Annotated in this window: 26 protein-coding genes; 18 read left to right on the top strand and 8 right to left on the bottom strand. The window is 59.3% G+C overall.

The window, feature by feature from the left end; genetic code table 11:
• The first annotated feature begins 6 nt into the window (after positions 1–6).
• Genes AAE029_RS31185 through AAE029_RS31170 form a run of 4 tightly spaced genes read left to right on the top strand, consistent with a single transcriptional unit; the run spans position 7 to position 3,215 of the window.
• Entirely contained in the window at positions 7–378 is a 372-nt protein-coding gene (locus AAE029_RS31185) for a hypothetical protein (protein WP_371076802.1), read from the top strand.
• A complete protein-coding gene (locus tag AAE029_RS31180) occupies positions 375–1,226 on the top strand; it encodes a DUF2612 domain-containing protein (RefSeq protein ID WP_371076801.1) in 852 nt (283 codons plus the stop codon). The genes AAE029_RS31185 and AAE029_RS31180 overlap by 4 nt, the downstream gene beginning before the upstream one ends.
• A 13-nt stretch (positions 1,227–1,239) precedes the next feature.
• The gene (locus tag AAE029_RS31175; protein WP_371076800.1) at positions 1,240–2,175 is read left to right on the top strand and encodes a hypothetical protein; all 936 of its coding nucleotides are present in this window, start codon (positions 1,240–1,242) and stop codon (positions 2,173–2,175) included.
• A 20-nt stretch (positions 2,176–2,195) separates the two neighbouring features.
• The gene (locus AAE029_RS31170; RefSeq protein ID WP_371076799.1) at positions 2,196–3,215 is read left to right on the top strand and encodes a hypothetical protein; all 1,020 of its coding nucleotides are present in this window, start codon (positions 2,196–2,198) and stop codon (positions 3,213–3,215) included.
• On the opposite strand, the gene AAE029_RS31165 is transcribed toward AAE029_RS31170, so the two are convergent.
• Positions 3,184–3,840, bottom strand: a complete 657-nt coding sequence (locus AAE029_RS31165; RefSeq protein ID WP_371076798.1) for a hypothetical protein — start codon at positions 3,838–3,840, stop codon at positions 3,184–3,186. The two genes, AAE029_RS31170 and AAE029_RS31165, sit on opposite strands and share 32 nt — an antisense overlap.
• Before the next feature lie 240 nt (positions 3,841–4,080).
• Here AAE029_RS31165 and AAE029_RS31160 point away from each other — a divergent pair, with 240 nt between their 5' ends.
• The 4 genes from AAE029_RS31160 to AAE029_RS31145 all read left to right on the top strand — a co-directional run bounded on the left by AAE029_RS31160 (position 4,081) and on the right by AAE029_RS31145 (position 6,176).
• On the top strand, positions 4,081–4,227 hold the full coding sequence (locus tag AAE029_RS31160) for a hypothetical protein (protein WP_371076797.1): 147 nt from the start codon (positions 4,081–4,083) through the stop codon (positions 4,225–4,227).
• Positions 4,205–4,420 (top strand): hypothetical protein, encoded by a 216-nt coding sequence (locus AAE029_RS31155; protein WP_371076796.1) that lies wholly within the window; start codon positions 4,205–4,207, stop codon positions 4,418–4,420. The genes AAE029_RS31160 and AAE029_RS31155 overlap by 23 nt, the downstream gene beginning before the upstream one ends.
• A gap of 84 nt (positions 4,421–4,504) precedes the next feature.
• Positions 4,505–5,869, top strand: coding sequence for a hypothetical protein (locus AAE029_RS31150; RefSeq protein ID WP_371076795.1), 1,365 nt, complete (start codon positions 4,505–4,507; stop codon positions 5,867–5,869).
• A complete protein-coding gene (locus tag AAE029_RS31145; protein ID WP_371076794.1) occupies positions 5,862–6,176 on the top strand; it encodes a hypothetical protein in 315 nt (104 codons plus the stop codon). Before AAE029_RS31150 ends, AAE029_RS31145 begins: the two co-directional genes overlap by 8 nt.
• Before the next feature lie 86 nt (positions 6,177–6,262).
• Here the strand turns inward: AAE029_RS31145 and AAE029_RS31140 are convergent, their stop codons facing one another.
• Positions 6,263–6,478, bottom strand: coding sequence for a hypothetical protein (locus AAE029_RS31140; protein WP_371076793.1), 216 nt, complete (start codon positions 6,476–6,478; stop codon positions 6,263–6,265).
• A 10-nt stretch (positions 6,479–6,488) separates the two neighbouring features.
• Positions 6,489–6,776, bottom strand: a complete 288-nt coding sequence (locus AAE029_RS31135; protein WP_371076792.1) for a hypothetical protein — start codon at positions 6,774–6,776, stop codon at positions 6,489–6,491.
• Positions 6,777–6,848: 72 nt separating this feature from the next.
• Between AAE029_RS31135 and AAE029_RS31130 the strand changes: the two genes are divergently transcribed.
• The 6 genes from AAE029_RS31130 to AAE029_RS31105 all read left to right on the top strand — a co-directional run bounded on the left by AAE029_RS31130 (position 6,849) and on the right by AAE029_RS31105 (position 12,085).
• Positions 6,849–7,658 carry a phage tail protein gene (locus tag AAE029_RS31130; protein ID WP_371076791.1) on the top strand — a complete coding sequence of 270 codons (810 nt, stop codon included), beginning with the start codon at positions 6,849–6,851 and terminating at the stop codon, positions 7,656–7,658.
• Between the two features lie 6 nt (positions 7,659–7,664).
• Entirely contained in the window at positions 7,665–8,240 is a 576-nt protein-coding gene (locus tag AAE029_RS31125) for a hypothetical protein (RefSeq protein ID WP_371076790.1), read from the top strand.
• Positions 8,241–8,713: 473 nt separating this feature from the next.
• Complete coding sequence (locus tag AAE029_RS31120; RefSeq protein WP_371076789.1) at positions 8,714–8,947, top strand: hypothetical protein; 234 nt, start codon at positions 8,714–8,716, stop codon at positions 8,945–8,947.
• Positions 8,937–9,401: a lysozyme gene (locus AAE029_RS31115; protein ID WP_371076788.1), complete on the top strand. Its 465-nt coding sequence runs from the start codon at positions 8,937–8,939 to the stop codon at positions 9,399–9,401. Before AAE029_RS31120 ends, AAE029_RS31115 begins: the two co-directional genes overlap by 11 nt.
• On the top strand, positions 9,401–9,766 hold the full coding sequence (locus AAE029_RS31110) for a hypothetical protein (protein WP_371076855.1): 366 nt from the start codon (positions 9,401–9,403) through the stop codon (positions 9,764–9,766). Before AAE029_RS31115 ends, AAE029_RS31110 begins: the two co-directional genes overlap by 1 nt.
• A 222-nt stretch (positions 9,767–9,988) precedes the next feature.
• Entirely contained in the window at positions 9,989–12,085 is a 2,097-nt protein-coding gene (locus tag AAE029_RS31105) for a hypothetical protein (protein ID WP_371076787.1), read from the top strand.
• 22 nt (positions 12,086–12,107) lie between these two features.
• On the opposite strand, the gene AAE029_RS31100 is transcribed toward AAE029_RS31105, so the two are convergent.
• Complete coding sequence (locus AAE029_RS31100; protein WP_371076786.1) at positions 12,108–12,662, bottom strand: serine O-acetyltransferase; 555 nt, start codon at positions 12,660–12,662, stop codon at positions 12,108–12,110.
• Between the two features lie 676 nt (positions 12,663–13,338).
• Between AAE029_RS31100 and AAE029_RS31095 the strand changes: the two genes are divergently transcribed.
• The gene (locus tag AAE029_RS31095) at positions 13,339–13,689 is read left to right on the top strand and encodes a DUF1515 family protein (protein ID WP_371076785.1); all 351 of its coding nucleotides are present in this window, start codon (positions 13,339–13,341) and stop codon (positions 13,687–13,689) included.
• 311 nt (positions 13,690–14,000) lie between these two features.
• Here AAE029_RS31095 and AAE029_RS31090 read toward each other — a convergent pair whose 3' ends face one another.
• The 4 genes from AAE029_RS31090 to AAE029_RS31075 form a co-directional block, all read right to left on the bottom strand.
• On the bottom strand, positions 14,001–14,399 hold the full coding sequence (locus AAE029_RS31090) for a DUF1127 domain-containing protein (RefSeq protein WP_371076784.1): 399 nt from the start codon (positions 14,397–14,399) through the stop codon (positions 14,001–14,003).
• Between the two features lie 497 nt (positions 14,400–14,896).
• Entirely contained in the window at positions 14,897–15,214 is a 318-nt protein-coding gene (locus tag AAE029_RS31085; RefSeq protein ID WP_371076783.1) for a hypothetical protein, read from the bottom strand.
• A gap of 203 nt (positions 15,215–15,417) precedes the next feature.
• Positions 15,418–15,942, bottom strand: coding sequence for a molybdopterin cofactor-binding domain-containing protein (locus AAE029_RS31080; protein WP_371076782.1), 525 nt, complete (start codon positions 15,940–15,942; stop codon positions 15,418–15,420).
• Positions 15,943–16,088: 146 nt separating this feature from the next.
• Entirely contained in the window at positions 16,089–17,306 is a 1,218-nt protein-coding gene (locus AAE029_RS31075; protein ID WP_371076781.1) for a cytochrome P450, read from the bottom strand.
• 261 nt (positions 17,307–17,567) lie between these two features.
• Here AAE029_RS31075 and AAE029_RS31070 point away from each other — a divergent pair, with 261 nt between their 5' ends.
• From AAE029_RS31070 to AAE029_RS31060, 3 genes are read left to right on the top strand one after another with little or no spacing between them, the layout of a single operon-like run.
• Positions 17,568–18,233 carry a (2Fe-2S)-binding protein gene (locus AAE029_RS31070; RefSeq protein WP_371076780.1) on the top strand — a complete coding sequence of 222 codons (666 nt, stop codon included), beginning with the start codon at positions 17,568–17,570 and terminating at the stop codon, positions 18,231–18,233.
• A complete protein-coding gene (locus AAE029_RS31065; protein ID WP_371076779.1) occupies positions 18,230–19,207 on the top strand; it encodes a xanthine dehydrogenase family protein subunit M in 978 nt (325 codons plus the stop codon). The genes AAE029_RS31070 and AAE029_RS31065 overlap by 4 nt, the downstream gene beginning before the upstream one ends.
• Positions 19,204–21,435, top strand: a complete 2,232-nt coding sequence (locus AAE029_RS31060; RefSeq protein WP_371076778.1) for a xanthine dehydrogenase family protein molybdopterin-binding subunit — start codon at positions 19,204–19,206, stop codon at positions 21,433–21,435. The genes AAE029_RS31065 and AAE029_RS31060 overlap by 4 nt, the downstream gene beginning before the upstream one ends.
• Positions 21,436–21,800: the final 365 nt, after the last annotated feature.

Genomic DNA, 21,800 nt, shown 5'->3' with positions numbered 1-21,800 from the left:
TTTCCCATGTCTTTCATCACAGTAGGCGATTTCAACGGGGCATCACAGCGGATTGCCTCCGAGGACAATACGGATGGCACAAGGAGCCCGCGCTACGGCTTCAGCGAAGCGGCCGCCTCGTTGATTAGCGATCTCATTGCCGCCATCGGAAAGGTTGCACCGGCAACCCAACACATGGCGGTCGATCCGGATGACCAAACCGATATCGGGATGACAGGCGTTCGCGGATTGTTTGTGGGAGCAGGCGGTACTGTTGTCGTGACGGTAAACGGCCAGGACGTAGCCTATACCGTGGCGGACGGCACGACGCTGCCCATCGAAGCCACCAGGATCAAAGCGACCGGAACGAGTGCGTCCAACATTGTGGCATGGAAATGACCTGGAATTTAGGGCTCATCCTGGCTTCGGAGCCGAGATTGGAGGTCGCTCCTCTCTCGTTCGCAGACGAATTTGCGGAGGGCGGCATAAATCGCGTCCTCATGCAATATCGCGAAAGCCCCAAGCTGCTCCACGTGATCCACACCTATCTCAGGCAGATCGCCGGCGTCTATGAAGCCATCGGCAATCTGCCCAGATATTTCGACCTTAACAGCGCCGTGGGCGACCAGTTGACGCTGGTCGGCAAGCGCATGGGCTTCCCGCGCTGTCACTGCGTCTGTGACGTTCAGCCGGTGTTTGGCTTCGATTGCAGCGATGGCGGCAATACGAGACCGATCGTCGGCTTTTGCGAGGATGCTTCGTGGGAGGATTGCGGCGAGGACGGCACCTCCGAGATCTGTATCAACGATGATGAGATGTATCGGAGGCTACTCATAGCCCGATCCTATCAGATGCAGTCGCGCTACGGCCTTGCTGACCTGACGGCGGCGCTGCAAGCGATATTCGGTCCCACCGCTGCGGTGCTTGAAGCCGGACACGGCCGGGTGGTCCTCGCGCCACTTCGTGAACTGACGGAGGCGGAGACGGCGATTTTACAGATCGTGCCGCGCGTCCTGCCCATTGCCCCGGGGATCGTCACCCGTTGGCACTTCGGTACCTTCCTCGTCTTCGGCTTTGGAGAAGGGTGGGGCGGTTTCTGTGAGAAACGGGAACCGGACGGGCTCAACCTTGCGACTGAAGATGGTGTGGCGTTGGTGACCGAAAATGACGACTTCATCATAACCGGACCGCTGACCAGACACGCGGACTGGATGTGTGAAATAGACCTGAAACCTTACTCCTGCTGAAGGATATCCAGACATGGCGAAATTCATCCCGCCGTTCTCCACGGACGGCGAAAACCGGCTGCCGACTAGCGATGAACAGGCGCAGGGATTTGCATGCGGCCCTGCCGATCGGCGGCTGTTCGGCGGCCTGTTCCGGCGCATCGAAGCGGAGTTGAGAGCGATCCAGGATGCAGGCGGCATCGCAGGCAACGACAACGACGACACCACGGTCCTGCAGGCCATTCAGGCCTTGATTTCGGCGGCGACCGGCGGCGGCGATCCGAGCCAGTTCGTGCTGCTCAGTCAGGCGAGCGCTCGATTGCCGATCTTTCCAGACGTCCAGTCTGCGACAGGTCATTTCGGTGTCACCAGCCCGTCAACCGGCCAGATACGCCTTCCGGCCGGCGTGTCATTCCTACATCGTGGCATCTCTCCCTACGTGACGGCGCAGGTTGATTTCCCGACGGACGCAAGCAAGACCTACCATTTGCGCTGGAACAGGACGGATGGATTCAAGCTCAAGGATCTCGCCTCGGGCACCTATAATCCCGGTACCTTGGCGGAAACCGACTCCGGCTTCGATAGCACTTATGACGATATCCTCGTAGCGCGCGTGATTACCAACTCTAGCAACGTTCCAACCATCACCAATCTGATCAACAAGAGCCGACTGGATAAGACAGAGGTGGTGGCCGGCACCAACGTGGAATTGAGTGGAACGAACGGCTCGCTATTCGCCGTTCAGAAGACCCTCAATTGGGCAAGGAAGCCCAGTGTGCTAGGCTATAACATAGCTTTGATGACGAACAATGATCCCGGGACAGACTTCGATCATGGTTTCTTTGGGCCAGCCGTAAACTATCCGACACTTGGCGCACCGGGCCCCTATTATGACCGGTACCAGATCTCGACCCGCGTCATGTGGGACTTCGCGGTCACTCTGTCTGTCAATTTCGCTGCGTCCGCCTGACGCTCAGAGAAGGAAATCGCATGGCCATAACTATCGAGGCTCTGCAGGCGACAGTGCTGCCGAGCAGGGAACACGTCGTTCCTGCGATGAAAGATGGGATCACGGTGAAGCTCACCGTTGGCCAGATCCTCGACCTTCTTGTCGACGGCGCGCCGGAAACGCTCGACACGCTGAATGAAATTGCCGTGGCTCTCAATGACGACGCCAATCTTGCGGCGACACTGACTGCGGCGATATCGGCGCGGCTGGAGAAGACGCAGAATCTCAATGACCTGGCCGACAAGCAAACGGCGATCGACAATCTGTTCAGTGCGTTGCGCACCGTTCGCGATGATCCCTTCGTCTTTGCCGATCCCGCGACGCCAAGCAAGCGCGTGGCGATCAAGGCTACCAACGTTTCGGCTGGCCAGACCCGCACGCTTACCATGCCGGACGCCAACGTTCTGATCACCTCGTTCATTGCGACGCTCCTTGCCGCGGCAGACGTGGCGGCGGCCAGGACGACGCTGGGTCTCGGCACGGCTGCAATCGTGAACACGGGCACTTCCGGCACCACCATCCCACTGCTGAATGCCCAGAATGTCTTTGGCGATACACAGAAGATTTCCCGTGTCGGCGGCCCGGCATTGCGCGTCCATGTGAATGCCGTTGCTGATGACGCGATTTTCTTCCGCACACCGGACGATGCAAGCAACCGAGGGTCAATCACTCACCCGAACGCCTCGGCGACCAATTACGTCACGTCCTCCGACCATAGGTTGAAGCGCGATCGTGGACCCCTGGTCGGATTTTGGGATCGGATAATGTCTGTCATTCCGAGGGCATTTACCTGGATCGTTGATGATCTCGACGGTGCTGGTTTCTTCGCCCACGAGTTTCAGCCGTACTATCCCCAATCAGTAACAGGGCAGCCCGATCAGGTGGACGAGGGTGGTACCCCCGTCTATCAAAGCATGCAGCCATCCACGCCGGAGGTCATGGCTGACGTATTCGCCGCCCTCCAGGACGTCAAGAATCGCCTGGACGCAGCGGGCTTATAATGGGGAGAGAGTTGGATGAGGCGGTATAATCCGGCGGCCACCAGGTATCCGCGTGGGGATCGGCGTCCGTCTCATCGAACCAGACCAATGGAGCGACGTCCACCTGATCCGTTTCGCCGCTGAGGATGTCGCTCACTTCGGGATTGCGTCTCAGAAACCATTCGAGAATGCGTCGCGTATCCACCTCCCGGTCACGGATGACCTTTCCACCCCGGAACTGGATGACGCGCTCGCGTTCGAACCAGCTTGACCAGCCATGGTGGCTGTAGACGAGACCGCGCCCGATGGCGATGCGCAGACGTCCGTTGAACCAGTGGGCGAAAATAGGGAAATTGCTGCTTGCGGCGGCGCGCAAGATCCGGGCCTTCAGCACTTCGGGAATCGGCCACTCGTCGCTCTTCCTCTCGCTGTCGTAACGATCCCGCAGGTTGAGGTGCACGAGGTACAACCGATCATCCATGATCTCCCACGTTCCGCAGTAGCCCCGCCAGCAGCTGGTGGACAGGGTTTCGACGTAGTCGATGGGCTCGATGCGGAAAGACTTAAGCAGGCGATAGAGCGGTGTTTCGTAGAGTGCGTGCGGGTATCCGCCGAGAATGATGCGTTCGGGAGACTGGGCCGTCATATCGGGTCCTTGAGCTTGTTGAACGCCCCTTTTGGAGCCAAGAATTCGAAGGTTCGAAAGCAGGTTCCAGAGGCCTCATACACTAGCATTTTCGGCAGATTTCTTCAATGAAAACCAGCATATAGCGGCTCAAAACGGAAGTTCTGATTCAGCTTTAAGAAGAGGCTTTTCCGCCCCTCATGTCTAAGCGGCCGGAAAGCTTTTTGGACCTATGTCAGTCGAGATCTGCCGAGGTGATCCATGACCAGCAAGCTCGTAGAATTTGCGTCTCCCGTCGCTGGCAGGACGCGTGCCAGAGGTGCCTCGAGCAAGGCAAACGCGCTGCTCAAGGATGCGATCCTGAAGGCGGCGGAGGCCTATGGGGATGATGGCGAGGGGAGCCGATGAGGCGGAGCGTGCCAACATGGAGGCAGCGAACCGCGTATCCGCTGTTGCCACGTCCGATGCGCCGCAGGTGCCAGTCGCAACCATTCCGCAGACGCCGCAACCGACTACGGCAATGCCAGTCATTTCGGCAGCGATAGACATGGCGAACAACCAAATGTTCGACCGCTTCAGGGACACGAGGGCGCGCAGTTGAATTTCCATCGGTCCAAATCAATTCGAGATCATTCTGCACTGAGCGAAAACTATGCCGCACAGATGAGCGAAAACTTGAACCCAATTGAAAAAGGGTATTTTAAAAATGAATAGCTTTCCGTTGCGTCCCGACGATCCTATCGATCCGCCACCACAGCCATTCAGGACGGTTCCGTCGCTGCCACAAGGTTTCGTGCCGGCTGGCAAGCCTTTGATGCCTGACGGCAGCCTAAGCCTGAATAACGTTGTGCGGGCACTGAGTACGGGCGTCCCCATCATCGGCGGATTGTTCAACGAAATGGATGCTGCGACGAACGCAACATTGACGCCTTACGTCCAGCCGTTCCTTCCGGAAAAGGATCGCGACCTGCCGGAAGAAAATTGGTCGGATCGATACAGACACGCTCTGGCAATTCAGGAGGGAATGGATCGAGCGTTTGAAAAAGAGCATCCCCGAACAAATACCGGACTGAATATTGCTGGCGGTGTGGTCGGTACAGCGCCAGCGATCCTGCTTGCTCCCGAGGCCTTTGGCGCCGCTGGCCTCGGGCTCTTGGCGGATAGCCTTATTGCATCGACGGCCGGCGGCTTGATTGGTGCAGCCGATTCGGCGGTCAGATCAGGGGGCGACCCGGCAGCTACCTGGAATGGGGCTGGGTCGGGCGCTTTTGGCGGCATACTTGGACCGACAATGGGAAAGATGGCAGGACCGATCGCCCGTTACGTCGGGGACAAGTTGTTGACAAGCAAGGCGGCCAAAATCGCAGAGATGGTACCACAGGCCTTTACGCTCCTTCGCCGTGCCGTACGGGATGACGGTCTCGATCCAGCACTGATCGAAAAGGGCTTTGCCGAGATGGGCCCTCACGCCACATTCGCCGACCTAGGACAGAATCTGGGGGCGCAGACAGCTGCCCTCGCGGCAATAGCCGGTCGGCCTCAACAGATTGTCAAGTCCGCGCTGGCCGAGCGTCAGGCAGGGGCAACCGGGCGTATTAATGCAGCCATAGACGAGAATTTCGGAAACGCGCCGATCCGTTCGGAGCTCAATGCGGCTGAGCAAAGGGCGTTTGATCGAGGACGGACGGTGCTCGATCGCGATCGCACAGCACCAACACCGCAAGAACTGGCTAAGGAGCTTCAGGAGGGAGCCCTGCCTCACGCCGGACAAATCGGGCCAGGCACCACGTCGTTTCGTCTGTCGCAGGGTACGGTTGACGAATTAAAGCGGATAGTCGGGACTAAGGGAGACGATATCGCCGAATTGAATCGGTTGATCAAGGGTGGCGACTGGAATCGTGCACGGCTGTCGTCTGTTTTTGGGGAAGAGAGGGCCGATCGTCTTTTCCGTACACTGGAAAACGAGCGCATATTTGCTGACACCGCGAAGAGCAGCGATCGCGCGATCAAAGAGGGGGGCAGAAGCTGCTGCACAAAGCGAATTGGGTGAAGCCGGTTTGCCCGTGTGGCGCGGAATTAAGAACGCTTACGGTGGATTAAAGGCTGGCGGTCCCGCGGGCGCCGTTCAATCCGTTGCGTTTGATACAGTCGAAGACATAGCAAAATCGCTTCGTCGCAATACGAACTTGGCAACAAAGGAAAGTCTGGCTCGCACGCTGGTCGGTAAGCAACGTGACAATGTCATCAAGGCTCTGATAGCCTCATCGAAAATCGGGACCACACCGCCGTTGGTCGATCCGGTTGTGAAAGCTCTTCTGCTGAGCGGCGGTGCAGCATCGGCGAGAAACGAGCAGTAACGATCTCGCGCAAGCAATCAACCGCTTGGAACAAACGGAGGCGCAATCGATCGAAGGGCTATAGACTGGCTGCCGATTCCGAAAAATCAGGGATACCAAAGCTTTATGGCAATCATCACCAGAGCGGCAACGCCGATGAGATTGAGCCAGGACAGCAGACTAATCGCTCTCTCGATTCGATAGAGTCCACCCATAAGCCCGCCAAGATCCAGGCTTTTATCGATATGCTCGCGCTCTTCATGAAGCTTTAGTGCGCTGTTTGCGCCCGTGAATACAGCTTCGAATACCTCGTGCCCAGACAATGGGAGGCGTCTAGTCCATAAAAGATTGTGGAGGTTGTGGGATGCGGCGGCGCGCAAGCGGACTTACGGACGAGACGGCTTCCACTCCTTGAAGGCGAAAACCCAAAGCATGACCAGGTTCAGGAGGGGAACGAAGGCGGTAATCGTCCACCAGCCAGAAAAGCCGGCCTTCCTTAGAATCCTGGAAACGGAAATTGCCGTGATTACGATCGATGCGATCCAAAAGAGAACCGCAAACCAATGAAAAATGCTGAATGAACCCATGATGTCCCCCAAGACAAAGCAGCGCTATCTTCATCAGATTCTCGCGCATAAGTCGAGATAATCAGCCTCGTTATCTTTGAGGCTTCCGCATTTTTTGGAGATTTCAATGCCCTATGATGCAAATGGCAATTACACCCTGCCGGGCAGCTATTTCGTCGAGACCGGCGACACCGTCCTGCCGAGCCAGCACAACCCGCCCTTTCAGGACATCTCCCAGGCGCTGAACAATGTTCTCCTGCGCAACGGTGTGGCGCCGATGGGCGACGACCTGAACATGGGCGCATTCAAGATTCTCAATCTTGCCGATGGCGAAAACCCTCAGGATGCGGTGACCAGGAAGCAGCTCGACGCCTATAACAATCGGGCTGTCCGTGTCGGTTCAATCTTCATGGTCGTTGGCAATGTGCCGCCGGCGGGCGCCCTGAAAGCGAACGGCGCGCTCGTCTCGCGCACGACCTATGCGGCGCTTTGGGCCTATGCACAGGCGAGCGGAGGACTTGCCGCGAGCGATGCGGCCTGGTCATCCTCGGCGCAATTTGGTCTGTTCTCGCCTGGCGACGGCTCGACGACATTCCGCCTTCCCGACTTTCGTGGCTATTTCCCGCGCGCATGGGATGATGGCCGGGGTTTGGATGCCAGCCGTGCGATCGGCGCGGCTCAGGGGACCCAGAACGCTTCCCATTCCCACGGCGTCAATGATCCCGGTCACTCCCACACCTATTACGATCGAGGCCAGCCATACGATATCCGCCAGTGGGACGAGTTGCAGAGCGAGCAGCCGCTGCCTTTGCAATTGATCGATTACACCCGCACGACGTTCGCCGCCGCAACCGGCATCTCCCTACAGGCGAGCGGCGGCAATGAAAGCCGACCGGTCAACCTCTCAGTCCTGTTCTGCATTCAATTCCAAGGATAAGTGCGGATGTTCATCTACCACTACCATTTCGAGACGGGCGCCTTTCTCGGGCAGGGCGAGGCGGACAAGAATCCGCTCGATCGCGACAACCCGCTTATCCCGGCTTTCGCGACGACGCTGCCGCCACTGCCGTCGGTCGACGGCAACATTAGCGTCTTTCGAGATGGCGCATGGGGATATGTCAGGGAAGACAGCATCGACGACGATCCCGAGCCCGAACCGTTGCCGCCGACGATCGACGATGTTGCCGAGGAACGTTCACGGCGTCTCGCGCTCGGCTTCGACTATGATTTCGGGGATAGCCGCGGCGTGCACCACATCGGCACGACGGCCTCCGACATGACGGGATGGGAGGAGGTGACGCAGCTCTCCGCCGCGCGGCTCGCCACCGGCGACAGCATGACGCCTATAGCCGTGGTGACGGACACGGGGCCGGTAGAGGTCACGCCGGCCGAATGGCAGCAAGTCTTGCTTGCCGCCGCCGACTTCCGGCAGCCGCTTTGGGCAGCTTCTTTCGCGCTTCAGGCCATGGACCCGATCCCGGCCGACTATGCAACGAATGAGGCCTATTGGCCGGCATAAGAAGAGACCCGGTGTGCATTTTGGCTGGGGTCGGGCCGGGTCTCTTCACCGTTTCGAAAGGGCATCGCAACGGTGCAAGAACTGAGCCAGACTGTTCCAAAATGATCCAGCTCAATCACCTGGTAAGGATAACGCCGGGTTAATATCCACAGGCGCGCGATCAAATGCCGCACTTCATAATTCAGTCGGGGTCGACTGGACTGAGCACCATCTAATTTAGCCGCCAGCTTGAGATCGAGCGTGTGTGGGAAGGCGCGTTTGCTGGTGGCGAAGGATGCCCGGCCCGCCGATTGTTGGATCGGACGGAACCAGGCTCCCGCGCGGCCGCCCAGAGAGGGCCGAGCGACTGCGCCCGTCATCTGAGCCACGCAAAGTCTGACTGTTCAATTTCACCAAAAGAGTAAGGGTAACGCCGGGTAAATTCCCTCAGCCCGCGTCCTGATCCGCTACATTCTCATAATCCAGAGATACCCATGAAACTCACGTCCGATTGGCGGGAGGTGCTGCGCTATGCGTGGTCCGTCCGCCTGATGGCGTTGGCGTTCCTGCTCGTCATGCTCGAGCCGGTCGCTTCGACGCTCCTCGACATCTCTGCCGGCTGGTCACCGGTTCTCCGCATCGTTCTTTCCATTGTCGACGGTCTCGTCCTGGCCGGCGCGATCGTGGCGCGCGTCATCGCTCAGAAGGGGCTTTCCGATGGCAAATAGATTGAAGAAGGGCACGGCGATCGCTGCCATGGCTACCGCGCTCGTCGGTGGTTTCGAAGGGCTGCGCCAGACGGCATATCCTGACCCGGCAACAAAAGGGCCGCCGTGGACCGTCTGCTACGGCGAAGCCAAAGGAGTGAAGCCGGGCGACCATTACACCATAAAGCAATGCAAGGACATGCTGGTCTCCTCGCTGCAGGTCTATGCGGACGGAATTGAGCGCTGCATTGCTGTGGCACTTCCGGATAGACGTTTCGTCGCGCTTGTCTCCTTCGCCTACAATGTCGGGACGAAGGCTGCGTGCGGCTCCAGTGTCGTGAAGCTGATCAATGCAGGCCAGACGAAAGCCGGCTGCGATGCGCTCTTGAAGTGGAACAAGGCTGCCGGCATCACCTTTCCAGGTTTGACACGACGCCGGCAGAAAGAGCGCGAATATTGCCTCGAGGGCGCGTGATGCTCGACCTCCTCGACTTTCTCAAGATGGGCGCGGGCATCGCCGCCGGCATCCTCATCTACCATGTCTATAACGTTGCAATCGACAATCCTTCCGTCGAGCGGGAAGCGCGCGCCGGCTATGTTCTCCTCGTGGAAAAGCAGGCGGCAGAGGCCCAGGCGGCCGAGATGATCCGGCAACGCAACGCCTCGGCCCAATCGCTTGAAGAATACCGCAAGCGCCTCAGCGCCTCACGGCAGGCGGAACGGCAGGCACAAGACACCCTCGAACAGGAGATCGCATCCTATGAGCTTCAGCTCTCGGAAAAGAACCGCGCTTGTCTTGCTGATGATGCTGACGTGCAGTTCCTGCAGCCTCACCGATAGGCTCAACGGCGCTGCCGAGACGCAGGGGCAGGTAAGGGCAGGTGTCATGCTCCCGGATTGGCCGGCCGACTGCCGCGCCGAGGAAGCCCATGCGGCGGTCGCCGTCGGCGCGGAATTGCGGGCAGTCTTGAAGCGGGAGCAGGCGGCGCTTGATCGCCAGAATGCGCGGACAGGGCGCTGCGCTGATTTTTATGACGATGTGAAAACGAAGTTTGGAGAACGATGATGATGGGTCTTGGTTTCTCGCTGACTATGGGACACGGAATGCGCACGAGCGGCGGTGTACCGCCAACGCCGACACTTAGCCTTGACGCTCCGATCTATTCGGCCAACTCATCCAAGGCACTTTATGCCTTCGGGTTTGATCGTCTAGTCGACGGATATTTCGGGAACACGGTTCGCCTCAAGCGGCTGTCTGATAATGCCGTGCAGGACTTTGGCTTTGCCGGTGATGGCAAATTCGATAAGGCCGCCGTCGACACGTGGCGAAGCGGTGCAGACGTCGATCTTGTCTACTTCATCGACCAAATGGGAAGCGCGAGACAATGGGTCGCCGAGGGCACCGTTTCTCTTGTGCGTTTGAATTCCGTCCTCCGCTTTGGGACAACAATGGGCGCCGATGTCCAGTTGACGCGCTCGGCGACGGATGGGGGTGTTGGTGCGAACCTCGGGCGTGACGTTGGTAATCTGCGCTTGGCGTCGCCCACGTTGGATCAGGTCGCGGGGATCGAAGTCGATCTCCTGTGCGCATTCAACGAGCGCAAGGTTCGGGCGGATGTCGTGGCATCGGACATGTTTGGGGGGAATGCCAATCCCGAAAATGTCTTCGCTTGGGGAACGCGGTCGAATAACTACGTTCAGCATATCATCGGATCGCTTTCCCCGACGACGGTGACTAGCACCCTCAAATACGTGACCCCTGCCGGTTCATCGGCTGTGTTCAATTCCGACGGTGTGAACGGCGCTAAGTCTGGCAAGCGCTATGCGCAGCGCATCTTCACTTACGCGGTCAATGGAACCGCGATGATCCTTTACGATTTCGGTCGCAAGTACCAAATGGCTACCTTCAATGCGACGCACGCTGCCAACATGGCCGCAGGGGCGGTGTCGAACGGTGATATCGTTGTTGGCGGTATCTTTAATTCTACGTCGGCCCCTACGCTTGGCGCCACCAAAGCCAACATCATTGTCGGCGGAATGATCGTTTGGAAGCCGCGTACCGACAAGGAACGCTATCTTGCCCGAAGCAAGACAAATGCCATCGGTCAACAGCACCGGATCAAGTCCGTCTCCGATATCCTCGAATACTTCGACGACATCGTCTTACTAAAGAACATCAACCAATCCACCGGCTTGGTTATGGGAGAGAAGGGCCAGCTCGCGCTTCAGTTTAATGTTGGTTCCTTTGCCGAAGGGACGGCCAATTTCAACTTCGGTCATATTACCCCGCATTGCGGCTTGCAGGGCGTCTATTCTCCTGACGACAACAACCCTGCAAACGGCTTCAAGGCGACGAATACATTCTTCAGCGGAGTAACGAGCGGCACTATCATGGCGCTATCGCTTCGCGATCCAACTGGCAATTCCGGATCGTACTCCAACGATCTATCGGCGGTCGTCATCCAAGGCACCGGCAATCAGAACGACGGCCAGAACCCCGACTGGTCATGGGGTCTTGGCTACGATCACAACTGCATCACCTTCACAGGCAAAATGGCCGGATCTCGCGACCCAGGCGGAGTGATGGGAACGCGACACTATGCCGACGATACCCAATTCGGCGCAACGGTCTACGACGGCGCGAACCAGTCGATGGGTAAGTACAACCGCAACACTTCGCACAATATCTTCACTTTTGGGGAAGTCATCGGCGGGGTGACTTATTCGCGGCCAGTATGGGGGAACCAAGACACGTCTCAGGGGCAGAAGCTTCTCGACGCCCCGACCGGGCCTGCCGTCTTAGATAACATCGGCAATGGATGGAAGGCCGATTGCCTCACGTTTCAGATCGCGACCTTCGAGGCGCCTGTTGGCTATAGCCGTACTGCGGACTACGCGCTTCGTAAGCCGCTTCGACTACAGGGCGTCAGCAAGTCCTATGTTTCGATCGGAGATACCCCGATCGCGCATATGGATGGCGCGGTGGCGGTGAACAACAACGCCGGTGTCGTGGACAGCGACGACAACGCGACGATTATGAGTCACCAGTTCCAGAGGACGTTCAAAGGCGACCGCCTCGCGCTGGGCTTCTCGTCTTATGTTTTCACACAAGCACAAGTCGAAGAGGTGCAGGTCAATATGTATAAGTTGGTGGCGTGATAAACGGCGCCACTTTGCCGCTTCAGGAATGCGCAACTGCCTTCGAAATCTGAGTTTCACGTGCAGAGGCGTTTTTACGCGGAACGACGGTGGCTGGTGCGCTGACCACTGTTGTGTCCGCCGGAATGCTCTCCCGAACGAATGCGTTGGCGCCGACTTTTGCGCGGTCGCCTAGAACGACTGCGCCAACAATGGTGGCATTTGCATAGACGGTTACACCGTTTCCGAGGGTCGGATAATCATGTCCCCCTTCACGCCTAACCCCGAGCGTTACGCCCTGGAACAGCGTAACATCATCGCCAATGACGACGCCTTCGCCGACGACAACGCCTATGGGATGAGGTAGATAGAAGCTTGCACCGATCTTGGCTTTGGGCGAGATGTACGCGCCCATTTTGCAGTTTGCGAACCACAGCGGCTTATGAAGAGCCTTGCCGATCGGACCTCGTTGATACAGCCACCGATACATTCGGTATCTGGCTACAACTTTAAAGCTGGGAGAAGTGAAATACGATATGAATGCCTGAACTGCAGATGCCTTGTTGGCATTAACTTTGAGGTCGCCACGCCAATACATAAAACCCTCTTGAGATTAAAACCTTGATGAAATGAAAGTTGCCACAGTCTCTTTAACACTAGAGGCGCCGAATAGCATAGGCATTCCCGAGAAATATGATCCGTTCTCGCCGGGTAATCGTTATGACAATCCGCCAATATCATGTTCGTGACACTATTCCGAAGTCAATCGGCTAAAACTTTTGGATCAGCCCAAAGCTCTTTTGCACTTTCTTGTTCACATTCTGAATAGTGTATCGAGCATCCTACATTCATCTTATTAGTAACCGCATACGGCCATGTATCTTGCCTCGTCCGGCGTTAAGCTCGGCCAGGGCGTGTGATGGCGCCGGGCATCTAATATGGGTACACCACGCTCCGCCTTCCTCAATTTCAAAGATTGTGCACAAAAGGCCTGCCAGGGGTGTGGCAGGCCTTGAACAGAAGAAACGGGCCTCGCTACTTCGAACACACGTGAAGCCCTATGAATGAGTGGCCCCAGCCCCTCAAAGGGAAATAAATCACAATGCTGGCGAAGAGTCGCGTGACATAAGCGTGACACCGCCGCCGCCCCCTAGCTTACATGCGGATGCCACCATATTCCCGGCGATCAATCGTCAACTGGGGCGAAGCGCCGCTCATTGCTCTCATGGACCCGAGAACATCATTGCAATACCGGGACAAAGCAGGACACACCATTGACCTCAGACTATGACGCAAGCGTTCACCAGCAGCTCGGCATGTTGCTGGCGAAGGTCGAAAGCCTGCATGAGGCCATCCGACGATCGGAGGATCAATCCGATGCAGGCCGGGCATCCATGCACCGACGCCTAGATGAAATGGTTGACCGCGTCGGCAAGGTCGAGACATCGGTCGTCACCGTGCAGGAGGAGGTGAGGGAAATGAAGCCTGTCACCGATGATGTGCGCCGATGGAAGCTGATGGGGATGGGCGCGCTCGCCGTTGTCGGGATCGGGGCGGCGGCCTTTGGCGTAACATTTGCGGATGCGCTTCGGCGGATCGTCTGGGTTTTGATCGGGAAGGGATGAGCGCGAGTCTTGCCGGAGCAATTCTGCTCCATCGGAATTGCAGGCGGCGACCGATCTTTCGGTCGCCGCCTTTTCCCTGGGCTGGGAGGTGGCTCCAGGGGCCGCAAGGCGCCGTTGCATCAAGGCGCGAGCCTGGCCGCAACTTCGCCTTTTAAAGACGAATGGCGATCAGGCCGCCGAGGGAACCCGGCGCCGGTAGATGCGGAATTTTGGGCTTGTCGTGATTCTTGAGAATTTTCGCAGACCTCCGAAAGGCAGACATCCGGAAGCCAAATCAGATCCGGTGCCTGCTATCGGGGTGCCCACAGGCACTATCTGCCTTGGATCTGCCACCGCTCCAATCCGATATCCCTGAGCAGATGATCATCGAGCTCGCGCAGATGTTCGATCGAGCGTGCAATTTCGCGCTTGTGCTGCCAGTTCGCCCATAGCCGATAGAGGCCGGTTCCAAGGCTTGCGGACCATCCGACATGCGGAGGCGACTGGGGCGCCGCCGGTTGTCGGTTCGTGGCCCCGCCTACAATCGTCCGTTCGTAAGCCGGCCGCTCGGGAACGGATCGATCGTAAGCCAGCGGGTCACGGAACGGGCTCCAGTCGTGATGCCGATCCCTTGTTCGATCGGACGGAGATGCCTTTCCATTGGCTGCGACGAGCTCCGGAAAGCGTCGATCGAGCCCGTATTGATGATTCGAGTTTCGTTCGAATGACATTTGAACTCTCCAGCGTGTTTACAACACCAGAGATCGCAAAGTCAGGTTACATGCTTGTCACGGGAAGGCGGAAACGTCCTACACCCGTAATCCGATTGTTACAGCCATAATAATAATCGCATAACGGGAGGGTCGCGGTTCAACGAATGCGCAAGGACGCTTCGGGATCTGTCCGAACTGGATAGATGGGTGGCAGAACGGACCATTCACACAGGGGCTGGTTTTACGATGGCCGTAAGGGACGATGGAGGGTGCGGCTCCTCCTTCGCCCCGCCTGCGGAGAGAAGGTGGCCCGAAGGGTCGGATGAGGGGCCGGTGCGGCACCTTAATCTTGATCCGCAACTATCTGATTCGCTGAGAATTTTACCCGTCACCGTAATCCTCTGCCCGCAAGCGGGGGCGAGGGGATCGACCTCGGTGCCGATCAGATACACATAAACATCACAGGGCTCCTGCCATCTGACAGGAGCCTCGGTTATCCGCCATTCCTCGCCGCGCTACTGCTGCGGGTTCTGTGCAGGCGGCGTTGCCGGTGTGGTTGCCGGTGGCGTTGTTGTTGCCGGCGGTGTCGGAGCAGCCGGCGGTGTGGCCGTCTCACCCGCCGGTGGCGGCGTGGTGCTGGTCTCACCCGTTGTCGGGGCGGTTCCTGTGCCTCCTGGCCAGAAGCCCAGCGCCAGGGCAACAATCACAATGATGACGGCGAGGGCGGCTATCCAGGCCCAGCTCGATGTTCCTCTGCGCACCGGTGGCGGCTCGTATGACGACGTCGGCCGGTTGGCTGGATCACGGTTCTGTCTATCGAAATCATTAGTCATGACTAGTCCTCCGCAAAAACCTAAACTCGGAAGCGACGGAAAAGTTCCGTAGCTACTTCCGGTGGCTTTAAGCGTTGCAGCGGTTTGCCATATGAGGCTGTCGGCAGCAGGCTGTGAACTCAATCCGGCCTCGCCCTACGCCGCTGATATTCCGTCCTAGCCTTCTCTTGAGATCTCGCCGGTATGCTCCGGCTTACCGTGCTTTATCGCTTGAGCGTTACACGCCCCGGCACCGGCAATGTCGCGGCCAAGGCCGCGAATTCTCCAAACCGTCCGCTGCTGCCGCTTTGCGGATGCGACAGGACGCCCTGGCCGATCTCTATCTCCTCGGGCGTGACGCCCCAGCGTTTGGATGCCGCCGATGTCAGCATGGCCCGCGCGGTGGCGGCGACCTTCAGCATCAGCTCATCGCAGGCAGGCTTCGCCGAGGCACCGCGCAGTGTTTTCCGGGGTGCCTCGTCGGTCGAGGCGCCTTCGGCCCATACCTCGATCGAACCTGCGTCCAGCTCGTTTGCAACCAGCATTGCGAGAGCCGTGTAGGGGCCTTTCCCGAACTCGTCCTGCCGGATGAACATCACCACGCGATCATCCGTCCTGATATGCAGCCAGGCGCTCGGATCAAACAGGCCAGCCTGCCCTTGAGGCCGTTGAGCCTTGAAAATGGTGCCGGGAAGCATCAAGCCGACGACGAGCCCGGTCGTATCGAGCAGCAGACTGCGAAGCGCCATTTGTCTCTCGCTGCCTTGAGCTTCGCCTCTTTTCCCGTTGTTCCGTTCCGCGTCTTGACGTTTTCCGTCATCGTGTTCCCCGGCGTCATATTCCGGGACGTCACTTTGCCCATAGAAATTGTCCATCTAAATTACCTCTTCCCTGTTCACGACCATGCCACGCGCATGTCGCTGATCTGCCGGATGCCGGCATGTCCCTTGAGCACCGGGCGGTCCCCGAGGATCCTGAGATGCGGAAGGCGCGCAGTGAGCGCGGCAAGACCTTCTTCCAGTTCCGCTCGCGCCAGTGCCTCGCCCAGACAGCGATGCGCACTGCCACCGAAGGCCAGGTGCCAGCGCGGCTGCTTGCGAAATATGTCGAACGTGTCGGGATCGGCATAGAGCTCCGGGTCCCGCATCGCCGCCATCGTTACCAGCGCAATCGCGCGCCCGGCCGGGATCGTCTGGTCACCGATCTCGATCTCGGTCAACGTGAAGCGTGGGACCGAAGCGACGGAGGGCTCGAAGCGCAAGGCTTCGGAGACTGCCGCGGGAATCCATCCTTCATCCTGGCAGATTGTCTCCCATTGCTCGCGATGCTGCAGCAGAATGGCGACCTGCATGGCCATCGCCGCCCGTGTGGTATCGCTTCCGCCGAGCACAACGGTAACGATCTGGGTCACGGCTTCGAGAGAGGAAAGGTCTCCCGCGCGGTCGACCGCCTGCACATAAGTGGAAAGAAAGTCCTCTCGCGGGTTCTTGCGCCGGTCTTCGATCAGGTCACTTACATAGCGGTAGAGATCGCCGGCGGCTTTGTCGAATTCCGGAATATCTGCGATCGTCCAGGATCCGCTGAGTGCCTTCGAAAGCACATAGACCGAGCTGGTGAAGTGCTGAATGTCTGCATCGGGCATGCCGAGGATCGCTGCAATCGTGTGTGCCGGAATTGCGGCGGCGAAGCCTTCGAGGAAATCCATTTCTCCTTGGGAATAACACTGATCGAGCAGGTCATCGGCGAGTGCGCGCAGACGCGGCCGAAGCTCGGCGATCATTCGGAAGGCGAAGGTGCGTGTCATCGGGCTTCGCCGGCGCGTGTGATCGGTCCCATTGGAAAACAGCATGTTGTAACGAAAGAAATTGAACAGTGCCCCGGAGGTCACGCCGCGAAGCGCGACCAGTTCCGTCTCCATCTGCCGGGTGCGCGGATCCGTCATCAAAGACTGAATGTCGGCCGCCCTCAATGCAAGATATACACCGTCCTCACGTCTGAGTACGGGTGTCCTGCTGCGATAGCGCCGATAGATCCCATGCGGATCGACGTCCAGCTCGGAAACCGAAATCGAAACTGGGCCTTCCGTCTGGGGCGCGCTCGCCAAATCTGTCATTCAATCCTCGCATATTTTCTCGTCCATCGATCGGGGTGACCGGTCGCATGCCGGGGTAAAACTGAGGATTGCGCATTTCTGTCTGATGTCGTTTGGGACGGCTGGCGTTGCAAACGTAACAATTGCACTCTTGATCCAATCCGCTAAGCTCGTTTGCGGATGTGCTCAGGGCGTCGCAATTTCAATTCGTTGCGCGATTCGAGCGGGCACTCTCGCGATCCATTCTGCATCTTTGTCCAACCGGCGATGAAAGGTACGGCAATGTCGCCCTGTTCCCAACAACATGATCGACTTCCGGATGACCGAGACGAGGCAAAGGCTCTTGGGCCTTCAGCGAATGCGTTCGAGCTGAGACACCGCGAGCTTCTGCACCTATCGAACAGTGCCGCCGCCGCGGTTGCGCTCCCCTTTACCGGTGAGCCGGCGACTGCCCAGCAAGGCACTAACGAGACGCCGCGGATGATGAAAGTGCAACTGCGCATCAACGGCGAGGCCGTCAATCTTGTGATCGATTCCCGCCAATCGCTTCTCGACGTGCTCAGGGAAGACCTCTTCCTGACCGGCACGAAGAAGGGCTGCAATCAAGGTGCCTGCGGCGCCTGCACAGTGCTTCTCGACGGTGAGCGGGTCAATTCCTGCCTGACGCTTGCCGTTATGCATGACGGTGCCGAGATCACCACGATAGAAGGGCTCGCACAGGGGGAGGACCTGCATCCGCTGCAGCAGGCCTTCATCGATCATGAAGGCTTCCAGTGCGGCTACTGTACCTCCGGGCAGATCATGTCCGGCGTCGCCTGCATCCGTGAGGGCCATGCGAGCTCGCGCGACGAGATCCGGTTCTGGATGAGCGGCAATATCTGTCGCTGCGGCGCCTATCCCGGCATCGTCGCCGCGGTGGAGCAGGCTGCGAAGGAGGAGCACACATGATCCCCTTCGGTTACGAGAAAGTTGCGAGCGAAGCCGATGCCATCGCCGCTGTCGCCGGCGGCGGACGCTATATTGCCGGCGGCACGACGCTCGTCGACCTGATGCGCGAGGAGGTGGAGAAGCCGGAGCGGCTCGTCGATATCAACCGTCTGCCCCTCAATTATATTCGCGAGGAGAACGGCGCATTGGTGATCGGAGCGCTCGCGCGAATGTCGGCAGTGGCGGCAAGCCCTGAGACCGCCCGTCTGCACCCGCTGATCGCAGAGACGCTGGTCGAGGGTGCTTCGCCCCAGCTCCGCAATGTCGCCTCGATCGGTGGCAATCTCTTACAGCGGGTGCGCTGTCCCTATTTCCGTATGCTCGATGCGCCCTGCAACAAGCGTGAGCCGCGATCGGGATGCTCCGCGATCGACGGCATCAATGCCGGCACGGCCTTACTCGGCACCAGCGATCACTGCATCGCGACACATCCCTCCGATCTTGCCGTCAGCCTCGTGGCGCTCGATGCGACCATGCGGGTCAGGGGACCTGAAGGCGAACGCAGCTTCCCGGTCGAGGAGCTCTTCCGACTGCCGGGGGATACGCCGCATCTCGAGCATACGCTTACGCCAGGCGAGCTGATCATCGAGGTCCGCGTGCCGCCGATGAGCTACGCCAGGACGGCGCGCTATCTCAAGGTGCGCGATCGTGCTTCCTATGAATTCGCGCTCGTTTCGGCCGCGGCTGCGCTTGATGTGGAGGACGGGGCGATCCGAGAAGCCAGAGTGGCGGCGGGTGGCGTCGGCACAAAACCCTGGCGGATGCGGGCGGTCGAGCAAGCGCTCGTCGGCAAGCCGGCCAACCGGCAAAGCTTCGAGGAGGCGGCGCGGCTTTCGCTTGACGGCATCCGGGCGCGCTCCGGAAATGGCTTCAAGGCAACGCTGTTGCCGCCCACGATCGTCCGCGCACTCGAGATGGCAGGAGGTGCAGCATGAGCCCCGCGATCGGAACCCCGGTCGCACGCGTCGACGGTCGGGTGAAGGTGACCGGCCAGGCGACCTATGCGGCCGAATTCAACCAGACGGGACAGGCCCATGCCGTGATCGTCAGCGCGACGGTCGGGCTCGGGCGCATCTCCGCAATCGACAACGCGCCGGTCGAGAAGATGCCGGGCGTCCTTGCCGTCATCACGCATCACAATGCTCCGAAGCTTGCCTATAACGAGCACAAGGGGTCGATCGATCCGGCTGTCGGCGAACGTCTGCACGTGCTGCAGGATGATCGGGTACACTTCTTCGGCCAGCCGGTCGCCATCATCGTCGCGGAGACGCTCGACCAGGCGGAGCGAGCCGCCAATGCGCTCAAGATCAGCTATGACGCCGAGCGCCCGATCGTGAGCCCGCATGACGAAGCGGCCGAGCTCATCATCCCGGAGATGGCGCTGCGGCCGAACGCGCGTATGCGTGCCGATATCGCGCGCGGTGATGCGGATGCGGCACTCGATGCATCGAATATAAAACTGGATGTCGACTACACGATCGCGCGCGAGAACCATAATCCGATGGAGCCGCACGCGACCATTGCCGCCTGGGATGGCGACCGGCTGACGCTCTGGAGCAAGAGCCAGTACGTCGTCAACGAGCAGGCGGAAATAGCGGCGATCTTCGGCCTTCTCCCCGAAAACGTGCTAGTAATCTGTCCCTTCGTCGGCGGGGCCTTCGGCACCAGTCTTCGGACCTGGCCGCATGTGACGCTGGCGGCGATTGCGGCCCGCCAGGTGGGGCGCCCGGTCAAGCTGGTGCTGACGCGGCGCCAGATGTTCTTCACCACCGGTCACCGTCCAGTTTCGATCCAGCGGGTTGCCCTTGCCGCCGATGCGGACGGCAAGCTTACGGGCATCGTGCACGAGGGCATCGGAGAGACGAGCCGCTACGAGCAGTTCGTCGAGGCGCTGACCTCAGTCACCGACTTCATGTATTCCTGCCCGAACGTGCGCACCCGCTATCGCATCATGCCGCTCGATGCCTCCACCCCGACCTATATGCGCGGTCCGGGGGAGGCGAGCGGCGTTCATGCGCTCGAATGCGCGATGGACGAGCTCTCCTATTTGCTGAAGATGGATCCTATCGAGCTGCGCCGGATCAACGAGCCGGCGATGGACGAGAGCCGGAACGTGCCTTTCTCCAGCCGCTCGCTGATGAAATGCTACGATCTCGGTGCCGAGCGCTTCGGCTGGCAGAGACGCACGCCTGAGCCCCGCTCGATGCGCGACGGCCGCCTGCTGATCGGCTACGGCACGGCGTCCGCCAGCTATCCGGCCTTTCAGGCTCCGGCCAGCACCCGCGTCCGGCTCAATGCCGATGGAACGGCCGATGTCGAAGTTTCGGCGAGCGACATGGGGCCGGGAACCTATACCTCGATGACGCAGGTCGCGGCCGAATTTCTCGGCTTGCCGCTCGACAAGGTACGGTTCAGTCTGGGGCGTTCGGATTTTCCTCCAGCGCCCTCACATGGCGGCTCCTGGACCATGGCCTCTGTCGGCTCAGCGATCCGGGCCGCCTGCCTCGAGGCGCAGAATCAGGCCGCGCAGAAGGCGATTGCCACGAACGGTTCGCCCGTCGCGAGACGCACGGTCGAAGCGATCGAATGGCGCGGTGGCCTGTTGCACGTCAAGGGCGAGAGCGGCGGCGGGCTGACCTATGGCGAAATCGTCACGGCCGCAGGCGGTGCGCCGATCGTCGCCAACGCGTCCGCCTCACGCGATCCCGATGTCGCGGCGAAATATTCGATGCACTCCTTCGGCGCGGTCTTTGCCGAGGTTGCCGTCGATCTGGATGTCGCAACTGTTACGGTGCGCCGCGCAATCGGGGCCTATGCGGCGGGCAGGATCGTCAATCCGAAGCTTGCCGCCAGCCAGTGCATCGGCGGCATGGTGGGCGGCATCGGCATGGCGCTGATGGAGCGGACCGCGCTCGACGACCGCAACGGCCGGCCCGTCAACGCGCACATGGCCGACTACCTGATGCCGGTCAATCTCGATATCGAACATGTGGAGGCGCATTTCGTCGACGAGGAGGATACGATCGTCAATCCGCTCGGCGTCAAGGGCCTTGGTGAGATCGCATTGGTCGGCATGGCGCCGGCGGTTGCGAACGCGGTCTATCATGCGACGGGCAAGCGCATCCGCGAACTGCCGATCAGGATCGAAAACCTGCTGGCATAAGATAAGGTTCACTCGAGCAAACAAGGCTCCTTCGACAACTAGGGAGCCTTCGTTTTGTTACGAATGTAGGACGATCGGACCTTTTCCGATACCAAGCTGTAACCAACGGAGGGGATTGTCTAATCCGGGCCGCGACCGGGGACCCCAATCTCCCCCAGGATGCAGTGGTCAAGGCCCGGTAACCGGCGTGCCACCAGGCACCGTTGACAGGTATGATCCCCCTGGCGACGTGCGAGGCGTCTGTTGATGGCACGCCGGTTACGATGAGATCGGCGAGAGAGTTCGCCGCCATTTCGCGCGCTTGTCCGGGAATGTCCATATTGGGGATCGCTCTTCTGCAAACTGTTCCCATCTCGTTACGAATG

The organism is Sinorhizobium sp. CB7 (genome assembly GCF_041357635.1).
GTDB lineage: Bacteria > Pseudomonadota > Alphaproteobacteria > Rhizobiales > Rhizobiaceae > Rhizobium.
Note: the sequence above shows the minus strand (reverse complement) of the source record. Positions and strands in the feature narration are given on the sequence as shown.